A 17,993-nucleotide genomic window follows, 5' to 3' on the forward strand; every position below is an offset into this window, starting at 1 on the left:
CTATGTGCTTATTTATCCTGATTATTTTATGTTAAATCCCTTTAATTCAGTTTTTAACTTGTCAAAAGCACTATAAATTCGATATTCTACTACTTTTTTGGTTACTCCTAACATCTCTGCAATTTCGATATGTTTTTTTCCTTCAATCTTACTTAACACAAATGCAACACGCTGCTCTTCAGAAAGATTACTAATTGCTTTTTGATATTTTTGAAGAAACTGATCTTTTTCCATTAAAAACTCTGGAGTCTCATTGGTATACTGTTTTGGAGTTAGTTTTTGATAGGCTAAAACTACTTTTTGGTGTTTAATTTCATTGAGGGTTAAGTTATTAGCAGTCGTAAATAAAAATGCCTTTGCTGATTTTACTTTTTTACAATTTTCCCAAAGCTTTATAAAAGCTTCCTGAGTTTTATCGTTAGGATTAAAACGTTCTCCAAATTTATAGTATAGATAATCATGTAAGTCCTTTGCATACTTTTCATATAATCTAGAAAAGATTTTTTTATCGCAAATATTTTGATGGTTATCTTCTGGCAAAAGAGTACTGATTTTGAAATTACATAAAGGTAGAAATTATTTTTTTAGTTTTTTTCAGGACTTTTTGAATTTAAGTTGTCTTGGTAGTACATAATTAAAAACTCAAATCATGAAATCAATTTTAAAATTTAGTTCTTGGATGCTTTTTACTTCTATTCTGTTGTTCTCCTGTAGATCAGAAGAGAGAGAATTTGAACAAGCTCCGGAAGAAGAAGTGTTAGAAGCCAATTCTCAAATCGCTAACTTGATGCAGCGAACCTCTATGAATGATGGATCTCTGGATAATATTCTCGACCGTTCTAATTGTTTTTCTATACAATTTCCGGTAACGGTTACTGCAAATGGCCTGGAGATCATAATTACCAATGAAGATGGTTTAGACACTGTAGAAGATATTTTTGATGAATTAGAGGATGACGATGACACCATTACTTTTAGTTTTCCTATTGTTATTATCCTAAGTGATTTTACAGAAGTTACTATCAACAATAATACAGAACTTGAAAGTTTCTCTGGTGATTGTAATGGAGAAGATGAGGAAGATGACGATATAGAATGTATAGACTTTCAGTACCCAATAACAGCGTCTTTATTTAATACGAACAATGACCTGATTGGTGACGTGACTATTACCAGTGACAATGAGTTATATGACTTTATTGACGACTTAGAGGATAATATCATTGTAAATGTTGATTTTCCGATTACGGTTATTCTTTCTGATGGATCAACAGTAGAGATCAATAATCTTATTGAATTAGAAAATGTGATCGAAGACGCTGAAGATGATTGTGATGAGGATGACGATTATGATTTTGATGATGATGATTGCAATGATTGTAGTACAGATCAACTTTCTACAATTTTAACCACATGTACCAATTGGATCGTAGACAAGTTAGAGCGTAATGATATGGATTTAGAAGATCAATATTCACAGTACGTTTTCAACTTTGCTACAGATGGAACATTAACTGCGGTGTCCAGTAGTGATAATTTTTCCGGAACCTGGGAAAGTAATGGCACAGGAAATAGCATCGTAGTGACTGTAGATATTCCAGATTTGGTTGATTTTAATAACAACTGGATTTTACATGAAATTGAACAATATACGAATGAAACAAAAGTCGACTTGAGATTGGGAGATGATCGACTTAGGTTCGAGAGCGATTGTAATAATTAAAAAAGGGATGTAACTAATAAACTACCTCGATGCAAGTATACGAGGTATTAGATGTATGCGGCTCGGCAGACGAGCCTGAGATCCCGCTGAAAAAGCGGGATTAGTTCAACTATCTATTTTGAATACATTGCTATGCAACTTTTCAAAACAGAGTTTCACTAATAAAACAAACATAATCATGAAAAAAGGATTTTTTTATAGCATGCTGGTGATGATCAGTTTTGCATTAATGTCTTCGACCTGTTCTAGCGACGATGATGGAATGAATGGAAATAATAACAGTGCAGAAATACAACTGATTACGAATACCATGCAGTCTGGTACTTGGAGAATCACAAACTTTGTGGATTCCGGACAGGATGAAACCAGTAATTTTAGCGGTTATAATTTTTCATTTAATACAGATGGCACTCTAGTCGCGGATAATGGAACAACCACAGTGAATGGTACCTGGTCTGTTACCGATGATGATAGCAGTAGTGATGATAGTAGCAGCGATGATGATATTGATTTTAATATCGCTTTTATCTCTCCATCTAATTTTGAAGAATTAACTGAGGATTGGGAAATTTTAACTCGCAGCAGTTCCAAAATAGATTTGCGTCATATCAGTGGCGGAAACGGAGGAACGGATCTATTAACTTTTGAAAAGAATTAACAGATTTCTTGTTATACTGTTTGAAAAAGTATAAACGCATTTTGCCCCAAAACTTTTATTGAAAAAACGACTTCATACACTTGAAGTCGTTTTTTGTTTTAGCGTTATTTAGAGTTGATGCTAATTGTTATTCACTTTTTTTTCGTTTTTAGCAAACATTCTCCGAACATACGCATCCTGGAGCAAATGAATTTTCACATGTGTCATCACAATCTCTCGATTGGCATAGACCAGCTTTACTCGCGCAACCTGGAGATTGCTCAGTCATTAGTGCGACCTTACCACCAGATATTTTATTTAAGTTTAAATTAGAGATTACACTTTTGTTTAATTTCAATTTGCTTAATGTCTTTTTTTTCATGGGTATATCATTTAAATTAATAAAAAATAGTTTTATAATTGATCATATTCCTTTAAGAAGAACTACTAAAATTATATTAACTATATCACGATGTTACCAGAATGAGAGTTCTGTTACCCAGGATATTCATTTTTTTAATAAAAAAATAGGAAAGTGTAGTATGTTTCAAGCTTAGAAGAGTAATTTTTTTAGAGCAGAAGGCAGTTGTTTAGAAATTTTAGACAATTTCCATAGTCCAATTAGAACTTGATATATTGAATCCTGTAGACCGAATTCCATACTTTCTGTTAACCGCTTGGCTAATCTCATCCGACGAGGGTTCTGGTCTTTCTGTAACTATTTCCACAGTCATTCCTTTTAATGCCTTTCCTGAACTTCTAACACAGGTTAATTTCCATAATCTCATAGCATCGTTTTATTGAACTTTAGTGTAAATTAAATATCCCACAAATAAAAGTAGAATCAGAATCGCGAATATTACTGATAACCTTTTATTGCTATTAATTATCCCTGCAATCAAATCAAGTAGTGCTTCAAGCATCGGTTTATTGAATTTAAAAATTAATTTTCACCCTCTAAAGCGCTAATTTCTTTTTGAAGTTTCTTCAAGTAATCCTTGTCTTTTTGGGAATGATTCTTAGCAGAAAATATTAATATAGCAGCCAAAAGTATTATTATCCCATTCTGGACATAACCAATTGATAAAAAATCAAAAAAGGATTCACTATTTATTTTAGATGAGAAAAATTTAATAAAGAAAACTATTATGACAAACAAAACAATGTGAATTATAATCGAGCTAACTTTTGATTTAGCAATTTTCTTTGTCAGCTTTTCAATTAGATCTTTTTTAAACGCTATTTTTTTCTTGATTTCATTATCTTCCATACTATAGAAATTATCGGTTTATTAGATTTTCAATGCAATTTACTTATTTGAACAAATAAAAAGGCTAATAGTATTATTGGAATGGCCGAAAAGAACATCCCAAAGCCTATATATTTTTTCTTTGAAAGAAAAAACATTAATCCGAAAACTGGGATTAAAATAACGGATAACAAAGCCCAAAATCCATGTTCTAATACATAAGTCTAAAACACCTACCGCTCCGCAAAGTCTCCTGACTTTGAGGAATTGCTCACCAACGTATACTTTTGGTAAATGCCGATTGTTTTAATACATCGATTTTCGAATCATTTAATCAATCTCGGATTGCAAATCCGAGTTATCCGGTTTACTTATAATTTTTTAAATAATCATGTCTAAGTTTCATCCATTCAACCCCTTCTTTTTTAAATGATCTCGAGTACAATTCTTTTTCAACTATTTGTTCCAAATATTGTTCAATTGTATTTGTAAATTCATCTAGATACTCATTTAAGTTAATACGTTCAGCTTCGTTTTTGCCAACTATAATAATACTGGTGGCTTCTTTGTTTAATGATGATTGAGCTATTCTAAAATAGTCAAAATTCTTATTTCTATCTAAATACCTTGTTGAATGAGAAGCTATTTTATTTCTTAATTCTATAGCATTCAGTTTTTTAAGTTTTTTTCGGATTTCCTTTTGATTTTGAAAATTGAATAGTCTGAGTAAATCGGTCATAACACCTATTTGTAAATAGCAAGCATTTAAAACACCATAAAGTCTTAAATACATTTCCCCTTGTCTATACTCATTGGTATATAATCCATTCTTTTTAAAATCTTTTATTGCAGATTGAGCATCTTCCATTTGGTCAATACAAGCCCGATATAACTCATAATCATAGAGATTTTGGAATTTCAATTTTTTAGTCAGTTGTTTAATATGTTCTTCATTATTAGAATAGAATTTAATATTCGCATATCTTAAAATTCCGTCTAAAATTTCGCAGTAAATTTCAATTTTTGATAGCTTATTCAGATGTTGTTCGTCGGTCATTCTAAAAATTGTGGTAATAATTATTTTATTGAATTTTAAATTTCGTAATGCCTATTCATGGCATTTTTGACATTAGTCATATCACTTCCTTTTCTTTCGCAATATTCAATTAAATCGAGTTCAATTGAAATCTGTAATTCGTGAGCCTTTGATGTAATAGCTTTTGTCTTTTCAAATAATTTATTAAAATAGGTATCTGATTTAATTTCATCTTTATTTTCTGTAATACTATGATGAATAAGCCAATTTCTTTCTTTGAGCAGATTTGATAATTCAATCTCCAAAGGTTTGGGTAGTAATGATTCTTTTTTGACGTTGTGTAGAGCCTTACCAAATGTGTAAAATCTTTTCTTTTCTAGAAGATCATCTGCTTCTTTCTTTTGATCTGGTTCTGTTTTTTTTAAAACAATCGCGTGGCTTAACGCGTCCTCTAATATTTGAACTGCAAATAGAGATTCTCCCAATAAAGCGTAAAGATGTATTTCTTTTTGGGAGGCTTTTTTAGATCTGTACTTCATCTTTTCATTCATTTTATTAATATACAGATCAAATTAAGATATTCTCTACGCAATGTTTTTGCGTATTATATCTTTTTATTGAACTTTATTTTTTAATTATTTCAGTTTTAAACTCTTCTAAAAGCTCCCTGTTAATGTCCGTAAAGATTATTTGAGTTTCTAAAGTATCTTCTCCAGGTATGTCAACTTCGAAAGACATTAATCCCTCAAGGAATACATCGAATAATTCTTGTGTTCTTTCTGTGAAATAAAACTTGCTTTCCCAGTAAAATTTATCTAAACTTTTTCGTTGTTTAAAAACTTTTTGTTTAAAGTCATTATTATACATTTGTCTATCAATAAGAATTTGAATCTCTACAATCTTATTATGAATTTCGATAATCTTTGCCACTTTTTTTTCATAGAAAAGCGGTATCTAAGTTCTTGTTTCTTATAACTATGATCTAAATAAATTATTAAGAGATATCCCAGACTTCCAAGAAAAACAGTAATCAACACTGAGATTTGAGCCCAATATTCTAGTAGTATTTTCATAATTTTATTGAACTTTTAATTTACCATTCTGTTAAGATTACATTTCCGCTATGGTGTATTGTTATTTTACATTTGAAATCTCCCATCAATTCTTTGTATTATCCCCCGCTCCGCAAAGTCTCCTGACTTTGAGTGATCATTTACTAATATATACTTTTTGTTTTATAATTAGTAGTTTTAGCAATAGTTATACTAAAAAAGAAAAAATTTACCACAGGAGCTGTTATTTTGATTTTAACCTTATTTCATATTCTATGAAGTTGAGAGACTTCTAGAAGTAATGCTTTCCAACCACATCCATTAACCCAACCTGACAAATATCATAGTTCCACCGTAGCAGCAATAGTATTTTTATGATATCAAATGATCAAACAATGAAAAATATCCTCCTTCCTACCGACTTTTCAGAGAATGCCAGAAATGCGATTGATTATGCGTTGGAGTTCTTTAAAAATGAGTTGTGTACCTTTTATGTGCTCAATGTTCAAAAAGCATCCAATTATATGACGGATGATTTGATGGCTGCTCCTGCAAATACTTCTGTACATCAATCTGTTTTGCAGGGATCAAAAGAAAAATTGAGTATCCTATTAGAAGAGCTCAAAGAAGAAGTAAAGCATGAAAATTATACCTTTCAGGCGCTTACCGATTATGATGTTTTTACAGATGCTATTAAACAAACGGTAAAGTCAAAAAATATTGATCTTATTGTTATGGGAACTAATGGTGCAACCGGAGCCAGAGAAGTGGTTTTTGGTAGCAACACACTCAATGTCATACGTAAGGTGGATTGTCCGGTATTGGTCATTCCGCAAGGATATGTTTTTAAAAGTCCGAAAACGATTATGTATACGATTGATTATAATGATCACTTTAAAACAGAAAACATAGAACCATTGGTAGACACCTTGATGAAGTACAAAGCTTCTTTGAGGATTCTGAAGATCAAAGAAGATGATACTGTGACCATAGCAGAATTTGATGATAAGAAACATTTAAAAGATTTCTTTAAAGATATCAATCACACCTTTCATTCTATTACCAATGTTCCTACCGCCTTAGCCATCGACAGCTTTGTACAGATTATGGATGTGGATATGAATGCGATGTTTATTCATAGAGAAACATTTCTGGAACGATTCTTTCACGGCTCAGAGACTTCCAAAATAAGCTATGGTACTAGAGTTCCACTGCTTATTATGCATAATTGATGCTGTAAAAAATCGATCATGAGATGGTGTATATTGCTTTTCTTATCCTATACTTTTTGGCAGGAATCGTAATTGTCATTAAACTGATATTGTATGGTGTGCGTCCAACTAAAACCTTGGCTTGGATGTTGGCTATTTTTACAATTCCCGTTGGTGGAATGTTGTTCTATTTGCTGTTAGGTAGAAACCGAAGAAAGAATAAGCTGTTTCAATTAAAGCGAACAGATGAAATCATTTCTTATTTAGAAAAAGCAGAAAGCCATTATGAGTCCGTCACAGAAGAAGAGTACCAGGAACATCAGAAACTGATTAGGCTTATAACCATGAACTGTGGTTTTGCGCCCAGTGCAGGTAACCGGCTGAAGCTTCTTAAAAATGGAGATGCTACCTTTCAAGCGATTTTCGAAAGTTTACAAAAAGCGGAACATTTTATCCATTTGCAGTATTATATTTTTGAAGATGGTGAATTAGCCGAAGGACTGTTCGAACTTTTTAAACAAAAAGTAAAAGAAGGTGTTCAGATACGTATTCTCTACGACGGAATAGGAAGCAGATCCTTAAGCAAAAAGTATATTAAAAAGCTGCAGAAAGCAGGAGTAGAGATCTATAGTTTTTTACCGGTGAAGTTTGGTAAATTTTTATCCTCTTTAAATTATAGGAACCATCGCAAAATTATTGTGGTGGATAATAAAATAGCCTTTACCGGAGGTATTAATGTTGCGGATAAATATCTAAAAGGGGATCCTGACTTAGGGATCTGGCACGATATGCATTTACAGCTAGAAGGCCCTGTGGTGCATAGTTTACAGGCAATTTTTGTAATGGATTGGTTCCTGATCAGTAATCAAGACGATATTTTGAGTCCTTCGTATTTCACAACATATAAAAAAATGGGAAATATGACCGCCCAAACGGTACATAGCGGTCCGGATGAAGATTTTTCGGCTACCCGACAACTGTATTTTTCTCTGATCAATGAAGCCAAAAACTATGTGTATATCGCTAATCCTTATATCATTCCCGGAGAAGCAATCTTAGAAGCATTAAAAGTGGCAGCATTAAGTGGGGTAGAGGTAAGATTGTTATTGTCCGATATTTCTGACAGTAAGATCGTACGATGGTGTGTGCGATCTTATTTTGAAGGATTGATGGAGGCTGGTGTTAAAATATATCTGTTTTCAGATGGTTTTTTACATAGCAAAACGATTGTTACCGATGATACGGTTTCTTCTGTAGGGACTACGAATCTTGATCTCAGGAGTTTTGAGCAGAATTATGAAGTAAACGTGGCAATCTATGATGATTCTTTTGCAATCGAATTAAAAAATGATTTTTTAAGGGATTGTGAACAGAGTATTCAGTTAGACTATGCTACTTTTGTAAAGAGACCTTGGATAGAAAAGTTAAAAGAAGGAGTGGCTAAAATTTTTAGTCCGGTTTTGTAGAAAATTTCAGAATATGGAGACCTTAAAAAATATTGGTTTGGTACTCTCGGGTGGAGGATTTAAGGGAGTTGCTCACATTGGTGCCATTAAAGCTATAGAAGAAGCTGGCTTGATACCTAATTTTGTTTCGGGTACAAGTGCCGGCGCCATTGTAGGATCATTATATGCTGCCGGATATACCATAGAGGAGATTAAAGATTTTTTTGGTAAAATTCCATTGTTTAAATTAAATAGATTTACCAGAAAGAAAGCAGGATTTCTGGATTCTGAAAAGTATTACGAAGATCTAATTGATTATTTTCCGCAGAATTCTTTCCAAAGTCTAAAGAAAAAACTGTTCATAACAGCAACCAATTTGGTAGAGGGAACAGTCAAAGTTTTTAGTAAAGGAGAATTGATTAAACCCATATTGGCTTCAGCAGCTTTTCCCGGAGTATTCTCTCCGGTAAAGATAGAAGATCAATTATATTCTGACGGTGGGATCTTAGATAACTTTCCGATTGAACCATTGCAGGAGCATTGTGATATGATTATCGGTATTGATGTTACACCAATAAAAAAACCAAAAATTTCTGATTTTAAACACTCCTATAATGTGATGCAGCGAGCTTATTATTTACGAGCAATGCCAAATTCTGAAACAAAGTTTAAACTTTGTGACCTTATCATTCAGCCAAGAGAACTTGTAAATCACGGAATTTTTAGCAGTGGAAACTTGGATAAAATATTTGATGTTGGATATCAGGAGGCAAAACAACAATTAGCAGTATATTTTGAGAATCAAAAGCAACAACAAGAACAATGATTCAGGAACTTAAGAATAATTACGGACATCTTTTTGAAAATGAACTATTAGAAGAAATTAATAGTGTGGCAACTTTTAAGGAGGTTTCTGAAGGTAATGAACTCATAAAACCAGGAAGTTATATCAAATCGATGCCATTAATTATTAGCGGTGCGATTAAAATATTAAGAGAAGATCAGGATGGAGATGAGCTATTACTTTATTTTCTGGAAAGAGGAGATACTTGTGCTATGACATTGTCTTGTTGTATCGGTCATCATAAAAGCGAGATCAAAGCAATTGCAGAAACAGATTCTAAACTGATCATGATTCCTGTTGGAAAAATGGAAGAATGGACTGCAAAGTATAAATCCTGGAGGAATTTTGTTTTCGAAAGTTACCATAAACGACTCATGGAAGCTATTGAAACCATCGATAGTATTGCTTTCTTAAAAATGGATGAACGACTACTGAAGTATTTAAAAGATAAAACCAAAGTCAATAATGAAAACGTGGTGAACAATACCCATCAGGAAATTGCCTATGACCTGCACACGTCTCGCGTGGTCATATCCAGATTACTCAAAAAACTAGAAGTAGAAGGCAAGATAAAATTAAACCGCAATAGCATTAAAATTTTGAGTCTTTGAAGTTAGTAAATGAATTAGGTCGTATGGATTCGCATTCTAAAGCGGAGCTTTAAAAACCTTTTTTCACCAGTATAGGATTTGTTTTGCGTTAAAAAATCTTGAAGCCTTGTAAAGATTTTAGCGAAACATATCCGGTTTTCAGTGAAACTGAAAAATACCTTACGACATAGCGTAAGCTGTGGGCGAGATGGTGTGATGGAGCGCCTTTTCTTTTGTTTTCCAGCGCCTCATCTGGCGCACTCTTATCAGAGTACCCTTTGGGCGAGCAAAGAAAATGAAAAGAAGTTTTAATCATAGTTGATTAGTCTAATTTTTAATTCAATTTATTTAGCTGAAAAATAAAATAGTTAACTTCTATGTAACTAATGTTACTGTGATCACCATACCCTGAAGTTATTTTTGTCAAAAAAATAATTAATGGAAGTAATAGAAGTTCTAGGATATGTTGGTGCATTGACTATTGGAGTGGTATTAGGTCTAATAGGTGGTGGAGGTTCAATACTGACAGTGCCGGTTTTTGTATATCTGATGCATATTAATCCTGTAACTGCTACTGCATATTCATTATTTGTGGTTGGGTCTTCAGCATTGGTAGGAGCTGTTAAAAACATAAGAAAAGGATTGGTTAGTTTAAGAACTGCCATTGTATTTTCTATTCCTGCGTTTATTGCTGTGTATTTGACCAGAAAATTTTTGGTTCCGGCAATACCCGATGAACTTTTTTCGATTTTAGAATTTACGATCACTAAAAATATTGGGATCATGGTATTTTTTGCAATGATCATGTTGATGGCTTCCGTTTCTATGATAAAAAACAGAAAAGAAACACTTGAGAAAGAAACAATCGTAAGCTACAATTATCCTTTAATCATTGCAGAAGGTTTTGTAGTCGGAGCCTTAACCGGAATTGTTGGAGCAGGGGGAGGTTTTTTGATCATCCCGGCCTTAGTTTTATTTGCAAAATTACCTATGAAAAAAGCAGTGGCTACCTCTTTGCTAATCATTGCTATAAAATCATTAATAGGATTTATTGGAGACGTAGAAAATCTAGAGATAGACTGGATTTTTCTATTGTCATTTACAGGAATCTCTATAATCGGGATTTTTTTGGGAATGTATATTTCTAATTTTATAGACGGTAAAAAACTAGAAAAAGGGTTTGGTTGGTTTGTTTTAGTGATGGGTATTTACATACTTATCAAGGAATTGGCGTAATCATAATTTTCATTTTGTAACAATTGTTACTGTAAAAAGGTATTTTGAGTTGTATTTTTGAAGCTCAATAATAGAAATGATAAACTTCGATTTGCGAAGCACATTATAAAATATAAACATATGAAGATAGAACAAATATATACAGGATGTCTGGCACAAGGCGCTTATTATATAGAGAGTGCAGGAGAGGTGGCGATTATTGATCCACTACGCGAAGTAAAGCCATATATCAATAGAGCAAAAAATGACGGAGCAAAAATCAAGTACATTTTCGAAACGCATTTTCATGCTGATTTCGTAAGTGGACACGTAACCCTGGCGAAAGAAACCGGAGCAGAGATTGTGTATGGACCCAGCGCTAACCCATCTTTTGAGGCTACTATTGCAGTAGATGGACAGGAGTTTACACTAGGAGATATAACTATAGTTGCACTACATACTCCAGGTCATACGATGGAAAGTACTACGTACTTACTAAGAGATGAAAATGGTAAAGATCACGCTATTTTTAGTGGTGATACGTTGTTCTTAGGAGATGTAGGACGCCCTGATTTAGCACAAAAAGCTGCTCATATGACTCAAGAAGAATTAGCAGAAACATTGTTTGACAGCTTACGAAATAAAATTATGCCTTTGGCCGATGATGTAATCGTATATCCGGCTCACGGAGCAGGCTCTGCTTGTGGTAAAAACATGATGAAGGAAACGGTGGATTCTTTAGGAAACCAAAAGAAGATGAATTATGCGTTACGCGCGGATATGACCAAAGAAGAGTTTGTAAAAGAAGTGACCGAAGGTTTATTACCGCCTCCACAATATTTTCCTTTAAATGTGAAGATGAATAAAGAAGGATATGAAGATATAGAAGAAGTCCTGGAAAGAGGAACCAAACCATTATCACCAGAAGAATTCGAAATGCTGGCAAATGAAACAGGAGCGGTTGTATTGGATGTAAGACATCAAAATGAATATGTAAAAGGACATATCCCTAGATCTATATTTATCGGAATCGAAGGTGGTTTTGCTCCTTGGGTAGGCGCTTTGATTGCTGATGTAGAGCAACCTATTTTACTAGTGGCTCCAGAAGGTAAAGAAGAAGAAACGATTACACGATTATCCCGTGTAGGTTTTGATAAAACATTAGGATATCTAGAAGGTGGTATAGAAGCCTGGAAAAAAGCAGGGAAAGATTATGACGCCATATCATCAATAACAGCAGAGGAACTTAAAAATAAATTGAACACAGAAGAGGTAGCAGTTTTTGATGTGAGAAAAGAAAGTGAATTTGTTGCAGAACATCTTGATAAAGCTAAAAATTCACCCTTAGATTTTATCAATGATCACCTGAATGACTTTCCTGAAGACAAATCATTCTATATACACTGTGCTGGTGGATATAGATCTGTAATCGCGGCATCTATCTTAAAAAGTAGAGGTATTCATAATCTTATTGATGTTGCCGGAGGTTTTTCTGCAATGAAAGAAGCTGGAATAGAAACCACAGATTATGTGTGTCCATCAACTTTAAAATAAATGGGATAAATACTGAATGAAAGAATTTAACAGGAAAAATCATTGGGAAACTGTATATAAAACTAAAGAGCTAAAGGACGTTAGCTGGTATCAAAAATCACCTGAAACTTCTTTAGAATTTATAAAGTATTTCCAAATTCCTAAGACCGCAAAAATTATAGATGTTGGCGGAGGTGATAGTCTTTTGGTAGACCACCTTCTTCAGCTTGGCTATCAAAATGTCACTGTTCTTGATATTTCTGAAACCTCGTTAAATAGAGCGAAAGAAAGGTTAGGCAGTCTTGCTGATCACGTAAATTGGATTGTAGAAGATATTGTTAATTTCAAACCAAAAGAAACCTATGATTTTTGGCACGACAGGGCAACTTCTCATTTTCTTACTGAAAAGGCGGAAATTGATACTTATATAGCGGCGATCCAAGACAACCTAAACCCAAATGGAATTTTGGTGATGGGAAGCTTTTCTAAAGATGGACCAAAAAAATGCAGTGGAATTGAAGTTACTCAATACTCAGAGCAATCAATGAATGATTTGGTAAAACCTCATTTCGAAAAAGTAAAATGTTCTTATGTAGATCATAGAACTCCATTCGATACCACTCAGAATTTTGTTTTCTGTGGATTTAGAAAAGTAGAAAACACCTTGCAATAAATTAATAAAAGAACTTTAAGCACATAAACAATGAATTGGATATATGAACCTTGGCCTTGGTATGTTTCAGGACCGTTAATAACATTAGTGATGTTTCTGTTGCTAATGATCGGCAAAAAATTTGGGATGTCGTCTAATCTAAGAACGATGTGTACCATTTGTGGAGCAGGAAAAACAGCGGATTTTTTTAAGTTTGACTGGCGAGCACAGCGTTGGAACCTTGTAGTAGTGTTAGGTGTAATTATAGGGGGTTTTATTGCAGAAAATTATCTGTCTGAAACTACGGATGTAGCCTTAAATCCCAAAGTCGTTACTGACCTTCAGACTAAAGGATTTAATGACGCAGGCAATGGATATATGCCGGATATGTTATTCTCTAATGATGCTTTTACAGATCCAAAGGGCATTGCAATTCTTATCATTGGTGGATTACTAGTCGGTTTTGGAGCACGGTATGCAGGAGGTTGTACTTCTGGTCATGCGATCTCAGGTTTGAGTGATTTACAATTACCATCTCTGATTGCTGTTATTGGTTTTTTTATCGGTGGTTTGGTAATGATACATTTAATTTTTCCCTTAATATTTTAGATAATGCGTACAATTATATATTTAGCAATTGGTATTTTTTTCGGAATTGTTCTATTTAAATCTGAGGCAGCGTCTTGGTTCAGGATTTATGAAATGTTTCAATTCGCGTCTTTTCATATGTATGGAATTATAGGTTCTGCAGTAGGACTTGGTATTATCGTGGTTCAATTGATTAAAAGATTTAGCATAAAATCCATTTATGGAGAAAAGATTAGTATAGCTCCAAAAGAAAAAAGTTATAGTCGCTATATACTCGGTGGAATTATTTTTGGATTAGGTTGGGCATTGGCGGGAGCATGTCCAGGTCCGATGTTTGTTTTGGCAGGAGCCGGATACTTGCCAATACTTATTGTAATTGCAGCATCAATTGTAGGGACTTTTCTATACGGTTTATTAAGAGATAAACTACCGCACTAATTCCATTGTGAGTTCATTTTCGGGAGTTTTATTTTGTTGCCAGCAGTTGATGTTATAAACAGTTGTTTCTGCAATATTTGTCAAAGCTTCTTTAGTTGCAAAAGCTTGATGAGGAGTTATAAGAACATTAGGGAACTCAAGTAGTCTTTGTAGTAACTCATCATTTGGTTTTGCTTTAGAATGATCATAGAAAAATACACTATGTTCGTATTCATATACATCAGCTCCATAGGCTGCAATTCTATTCCATTTTAGAGCTTCTACTATTTCCGTAGTATTTACTATGGCACCTCTGGCAATGTTAATGATGAATACTTCTCGTTTCATTAGCTGAATAAGATCTGCATCAATCATATAGTGGGTTGCAGAATTGAGAGGAACACTAAGCATAATGATATCTGATTGTCGGCATAGATCAGGTAATGCTACATATTCAATGTTATATTGTTTTGCAAAACTTTGATCCTCATCGATATCGTTGGCTATCACTTTGCATCCAAAACCATTCATGATCTTAGCGATTACTTTACCAATTCTTCCGGTTCCGATGATTCCAACAGTTTTATTATTAAGATCAAATCCTACAAGATTGCTTAAAGAAAAGTTATAAGAATGTACTTGGTGATCAGATACAATAAGTTTACGATTTAAAGCTAACAACAAGGCCACTGCATGTTCTGCAATGGCATTAGGAGAATATTCTGGTGTATGAGCAACTTTAATTCCTAGTTTTTGGGCAGTTTTTAGATGTATATTATCATAACCTGCAGAACGTAATGTGATATACTTGACACCGAAGTCTTTAAGTAATTCTAATATTTTTGATGAGGCATCATCTGCCGAAAAAATAGAGATTACATCAAACCCTAAAGCTAACATTGCTGTTTTAGAAGTAAGTCTTTCAGGAATATATTTGATCTGATATACATCACTATTTGCTTTTTCCAGAAAAGGGATTTCAAAATCTTTGGCGCTATATATCAATATCTTCATTGTTCAGTTCTTCTTCAATTATTAATAGTTTTTGGCCTTTAAGAGCCCAGATCAGTACTTTTATATAATCTCCTACAGCTTTTTTTACATTTTCAGGCTCTGTAATGTCAATAGATCCTTTCCAGATTAATTCTCTTTCTTTATCAGGGCATATGCAGTATAAAGAGGTTTCTGCGTGATAGATTTCATACTCTTCATAATACCCATCTTCGTAATAAATATCTTGATTCTGATAGTAGTCGTCTTTAAAACTCTTGAAATCTTTATCTAGATTTCTATATGCTTGTACAACAGTAACTTTGTCTTCTACGGCTAGTACTTTAGATAATAAAATAGCATCAAAACCGGCCTCCAGAAGTTTACCTTCCATGGCTAACAACTCTTCTTCAGTTTTTGGTGATTGGGTAAATGATTTTTCAAAAAAATCAAGGCTTTTTTCTGATGTAACTCCGTTCTTTTTAAGTGCTTGCGTAAGTTTTTTCTCAAATACTTTTCTTCCATCGGTATCGGCAGTCATTCCTATGACCAATACTTTATTTGCTTCAAAAGTATCAATGTCAGGGTTTTTCCATACCTCGACAAGCTCACTAGATGAACAACTCGTTAACAATCCTGCAACTATTAAAATGATATATGTGTTTAGTTTATTCATTGTTTCTTTTTATTATTTGATTAAGTCTATTTGCTATAGTATCTGTGTATTGAGCTGTTTTTTCTATGATGGATTCTCCAGAAATTACATCTACATCTTTTAGAGCAATGTTGCTACTCCCAACTGTGGATAAAATAATGAGTTTGTCCAATTGTTCAGGATGATTTTTTATGAACTTTTTTACGTTTCTGGGTGGACTTCCATATTCCCAGGAATTGATGAATATCATAGCATCCCATTTTTCAAGATTTACAGTGAATAACGTATATACATCTATTACCTTAAAATGAACTGTATCTTTTTCATACCTTCTTAAAATCCCTTTCACAACAGAATCTTTAAACTTGCTGCCTTGAGAAGCTATTAACACTTTTGTTTTAGCACTTGGGTCATGTACTTCAAAAGGAATAACGGTATCCATAGAATACGTATATTCATACCAAGCCCAGAATCCTATAAAGAGAACGACAAGAATTAACACTATTTTTTTTAATATGCTTATCAAAAGGATTACCGTTAGTTTAATAAACGTTTTTGTTTCCCTTTCTTAATGATAGCTTTGATAAGATCAAATATTCTTCTTTTAGTTTGTTTATAGCTGTCAAAATATATACTTACTTCTACCATTAGTTTTCCGTGATCTTCTTTATATTGTTTTTCTTCTTGCGGTTGATCAATACCATCCACAAGTATTGTAAGTTGATTACAGTGTCCTATTACTTTTTTTAGCAAAGGATTAATGTCTTTTCTATTTTGATTAAGTTCATTGATTATTTCACTGCTTTTTTCAAAAGTCTTTTCTGAGATCAGTTGTACAGTGTAATTTTCTATTAGTTCATCTAAAAAATGTTGCTCATCTTTGATGAACTTTAACTCAGAGATCCAATTAAGAGAAGCTTCGTGCAATTCTTCTGCACTTTTCCACTCTATATATTTAATATTGGGTTGTTTCGATTTCATCTGTTTACATTTTATAGTTTATTAGAATTCAGCGTTAGGTTGAAATAGGTTTATGTTCTATATAGCGGTTATTTATAATCGATATAAAACATATCAAAAAGGCAGAAAATAACTCCCCCAAAATTATTTTCTGCCGTAAATACTGAGATTATTCTATCTCAATTACTTTTTTAGGCTGTACTTTGGCTTCTTCTTTTTTTAATAGATTAAGTGTAAGAACCCCATTTTTGTATTTTGCTTTTACAGCTTCATTTTGATCTACACTGGTAGGCAAGTGTAGCTTTCTGTCGAAAGAATTATAACTAAATTCTCTACGAGTATAATCTTTCTCTTCCTCTACTTCTTCTTTACGCTTTTCTGCACAGATGTGCAGTACATCATCTTCCATGGTTACTTCAATATCTTTTTTTGAAAACCCAGGAACTGCTAGTTCAATTTCGAAGTCATCCTCATGTTCTTTTACATTCATTGCAGGCAAATTTCTGTCTTTGATAAAAAAATCATCTGCAAAGAAATTATCAGTGTCCATCCAATTAGACATGGTGTCGTTGAACCAAGGAAATCTGTTTCTGTTAAATTTAATGATTGACATAATGTTTAGGTTTTAATGTTTAGTAATTTGTCTTAAGTGTCTTAAAAGTAGTTGGTTAGGTTGCTGTAAAAAATGATAAATATCAGTTTGAAGGTTATTTTTTATTGTGCTTCAGAATACCACCTGCATAATTAAATACTTCAGATTTTAGCTTTCTGAAATTTCTATAAAAATCATTGAAGCGTTTCTTTAAAGATTTATGTTCTTCATAGTAGTAGTGATCACAGGAAATGGTATCACATTCCAGCATTCCGCCTAAATCACTTTCATGCTTTCGTATTTCTTCATTGAGGTTTTCTATTTCTTTTTGTACTTCGCTAATCTCTTGTTTGAATTCTTGTAATCGCTCAAAAAGATTAGGTGTTGTTGGTTCAAAAACGTAAGAGTGTAGTAGCTGGTTGATAAATAGCACTTCACCTTCGATGAATTGTAGACTGGATTTTGATTCTAACGTATCAAAATGAATATCTCTAAGATCTTTGTTTGTTGTATTTATTTCGGTTGCCATGGTTTTAAGTTTTAAAAGATTATAAGTAGATTGATTAGCTATTGTGTATTATGAAAGAAATGTTAAAGAAAAGCG

Annotated in this window: 23 protein-coding genes; 11 read left to right on the forward strand and 12 right to left on the reverse strand. The window is 33.1% G+C overall.

Features of this window, described 5'->3' with window-relative positions:
• Positions 1-21 precede the first annotated feature (21 nt).
• Positions 22-540, reverse strand: a complete 519-nt coding sequence (locus ACFSR1_RS16680) for an RNA polymerase sigma factor (RefSeq protein WP_378294153.1) — start codon at positions 538-540, stop codon at positions 22-24.
• Positions 541-649: 109 nt separating this feature from the next.
• On the opposite strand from ACFSR1_RS16680, the gene ACFSR1_RS16685 reads away from it, so the two are divergent.
• On the forward strand, positions 650-1,723 hold the full coding sequence (locus tag ACFSR1_RS16685) for a hypothetical protein (RefSeq protein WP_378294154.1): 1,074 nt from the start codon (positions 650-652) through the stop codon (positions 1,721-1,723).
• A gap of 178 nt (positions 1,724-1,901) precedes the next feature.
• Positions 1,902-2,381, forward strand: coding sequence for a hypothetical protein (locus tag ACFSR1_RS16690; protein WP_378294155.1), 480 nt, complete (start codon positions 1,902-1,904; stop codon positions 2,379-2,381).
• Positions 2,382-2,959: 578 nt separating this feature from the next.
• Here the strand turns inward: ACFSR1_RS16690 and ACFSR1_RS16695 are convergent.
• The 5 genes from ACFSR1_RS16695 to ACFSR1_RS16715 all read right to left on the reverse strand — a co-directional run bounded on the left by ACFSR1_RS16695 (position 2,960) and on the right by ACFSR1_RS16715 (position 5,575).
• On the reverse strand, positions 2,960-3,148 hold the full coding sequence (locus tag ACFSR1_RS16695; RefSeq protein ID WP_378294156.1) for a hypothetical protein: 189 nt from the start codon (positions 3,146-3,148) through the stop codon (positions 2,960-2,962).
• 155 nt (positions 3,149-3,303) lie between these two features.
• Positions 3,304-3,630, reverse strand: coding sequence for a hypothetical protein (locus ACFSR1_RS16700; RefSeq protein WP_378294157.1), 327 nt, complete (start codon positions 3,628-3,630; stop codon positions 3,304-3,306).
• Positions 3,631-3,976: 346 nt separating this feature from the next.
• Entirely contained in the window at positions 3,977-4,666 is a 690-nt protein-coding gene (locus ACFSR1_RS16705) for a hypothetical protein (RefSeq protein ID WP_378294158.1), read from the reverse strand.
• Between the two features lie 35 nt (positions 4,667-4,701).
• Positions 4,702-5,184: a hypothetical protein gene (locus tag ACFSR1_RS16710; RefSeq protein WP_378294159.1), complete on the reverse strand. Its 483-nt coding sequence runs from the start codon at positions 5,182-5,184 to the stop codon at positions 4,702-4,704.
• A gap of 85 nt (positions 5,185-5,269) precedes the next feature.
• On the reverse strand, positions 5,270-5,575 hold the full coding sequence (locus tag ACFSR1_RS16715) for a hypothetical protein (RefSeq protein ID WP_378294160.1): 306 nt from the start codon (positions 5,573-5,575) through the stop codon (positions 5,270-5,272).
• 517 nt (positions 5,576-6,092) lie between these two features.
• Between ACFSR1_RS16715 and ACFSR1_RS16720 the strand changes: the two genes are divergently transcribed.
• The 9 genes from ACFSR1_RS16720 to ACFSR1_RS16760 all read left to right on the forward strand — a co-directional run bounded on the left by ACFSR1_RS16720 (position 6,093) and on the right by ACFSR1_RS16760 (position 14,213).
• A complete protein-coding gene (locus ACFSR1_RS16720) occupies positions 6,093-6,929 on the forward strand; it encodes a universal stress protein (RefSeq protein WP_378294161.1) in 837 nt (278 codons plus the stop codon).
• A gap of 23 nt (positions 6,930-6,952) precedes the next feature.
• Positions 6,953-8,374 (forward strand): cardiolipin synthase, encoded by a 1,422-nt coding sequence (cls, locus tag ACFSR1_RS16725; RefSeq protein WP_378294162.1) that lies wholly within the window; start codon positions 6,953-6,955, stop codon positions 8,372-8,374.
• A gap of 13 nt (positions 8,375-8,387) precedes the next feature.
• Positions 8,388-9,179, forward strand: coding sequence for a patatin-like phospholipase family protein (locus tag ACFSR1_RS16730; protein ID WP_378294163.1), 792 nt, complete (start codon positions 8,388-8,390; stop codon positions 9,177-9,179).
• On the forward strand, positions 9,176-9,808 hold the full coding sequence (locus ACFSR1_RS16735) for a Crp/Fnr family transcriptional regulator (protein ID WP_378294164.1): 633 nt from the start codon (positions 9,176-9,178) through the stop codon (positions 9,806-9,808). Before ACFSR1_RS16730 ends, ACFSR1_RS16735 begins: the two co-directional genes overlap by 4 nt.
• A gap of 417 nt (positions 9,809-10,225) precedes the next feature.
• The gene (locus ACFSR1_RS16740) at positions 10,226-11,023 is read left to right on the forward strand and encodes a sulfite exporter TauE/SafE family protein (protein ID WP_378294165.1); all 798 of its coding nucleotides are present in this window, start codon (positions 10,226-10,228) and stop codon (positions 11,021-11,023) included.
• A 120-nt stretch (positions 11,024-11,143) separates the two neighbouring features.
• The gene (locus ACFSR1_RS16745) at positions 11,144-12,556 is read left to right on the forward strand and encodes an MBL fold metallo-hydrolase (protein WP_378294166.1); all 1,413 of its coding nucleotides are present in this window, start codon (positions 11,144-11,146) and stop codon (positions 12,554-12,556) included.
• Positions 12,557-12,572: 16 nt separating this feature from the next.
• Positions 12,573-13,208 carry a class I SAM-dependent methyltransferase gene (locus ACFSR1_RS16750; protein WP_378294167.1) on the forward strand — a complete coding sequence of 212 codons (636 nt, stop codon included), beginning with the start codon at positions 12,573-12,575 and terminating at the stop codon, positions 13,206-13,208.
• 30 nt (positions 13,209-13,238) lie between these two features.
• Positions 13,239-13,796: a YeeE/YedE family protein gene (locus tag ACFSR1_RS16755; RefSeq protein WP_378294168.1), complete on the forward strand. Its 558-nt coding sequence runs from the start codon at positions 13,239-13,241 to the stop codon at positions 13,794-13,796.
• Between the two features lie 3 nt (positions 13,797-13,799).
• A complete protein-coding gene (locus ACFSR1_RS16760) occupies positions 13,800-14,213 on the forward strand; it encodes a DUF6691 family protein (RefSeq protein WP_378294169.1) in 414 nt (137 codons plus the stop codon).
• Here the strand turns inward: ACFSR1_RS16760 and ACFSR1_RS16765 are convergent.
• The 6 genes from ACFSR1_RS16765 to ACFSR1_RS16790 form a co-directional block, all read right to left on the reverse strand.
• Positions 14,202-15,206 carry a 2-hydroxyacid dehydrogenase gene (locus ACFSR1_RS16765; RefSeq protein ID WP_378294170.1) on the reverse strand — a complete coding sequence of 335 codons (1,005 nt, stop codon included), beginning with the start codon at positions 15,204-15,206 and terminating at the stop codon, positions 14,202-14,204. The two genes, ACFSR1_RS16760 and ACFSR1_RS16765, sit on opposite strands and share 12 nt — an antisense overlap.
• A complete protein-coding gene (locus ACFSR1_RS16770; RefSeq protein WP_378294171.1) occupies positions 15,187-15,858 on the reverse strand; it encodes a hypothetical protein in 672 nt (223 codons plus the stop codon). The genes ACFSR1_RS16765 and ACFSR1_RS16770 overlap by 20 nt, the downstream gene beginning before the upstream one ends.
• Positions 15,851-16,363 carry a hypothetical protein gene (locus tag ACFSR1_RS16775; RefSeq protein ID WP_378294172.1) on the reverse strand — a complete coding sequence of 171 codons (513 nt, stop codon included), beginning with the start codon at positions 16,361-16,363 and terminating at the stop codon, positions 15,851-15,853. Before ACFSR1_RS16775 ends, ACFSR1_RS16770 begins: the two co-directional genes overlap by 8 nt.
• A gap of 11 nt (positions 16,364-16,374) precedes the next feature.
• Complete coding sequence (locus ACFSR1_RS16780) at positions 16,375-16,818, reverse strand: hypothetical protein (RefSeq protein WP_378294173.1); 444 nt, start codon at positions 16,816-16,818, stop codon at positions 16,375-16,377.
• 148 nt (positions 16,819-16,966) lie between these two features.
• On the reverse strand, positions 16,967-17,410 hold the full coding sequence (locus tag ACFSR1_RS16785; protein WP_378294174.1) for an Hsp20/alpha crystallin family protein: 444 nt from the start codon (positions 17,408-17,410) through the stop codon (positions 16,967-16,969).
• A 94-nt stretch (positions 17,411-17,504) separates the two neighbouring features.
• Complete coding sequence (locus tag ACFSR1_RS16790) at positions 17,505-17,918, reverse strand: hypothetical protein (protein ID WP_378294175.1); 414 nt, start codon at positions 17,916-17,918, stop codon at positions 17,505-17,507.
• Positions 17,919-17,993 lie beyond the last annotated feature (75 nt).

Source organism: Aquimarina rubra, assembly GCF_042684305.1.
In the GTDB taxonomy this organism is placed as follows: Bacteria; Bacteroidota; Bacteroidia; order Flavobacteriales; family Flavobacteriaceae; genus Aquimarina; species Aquimarina rubra.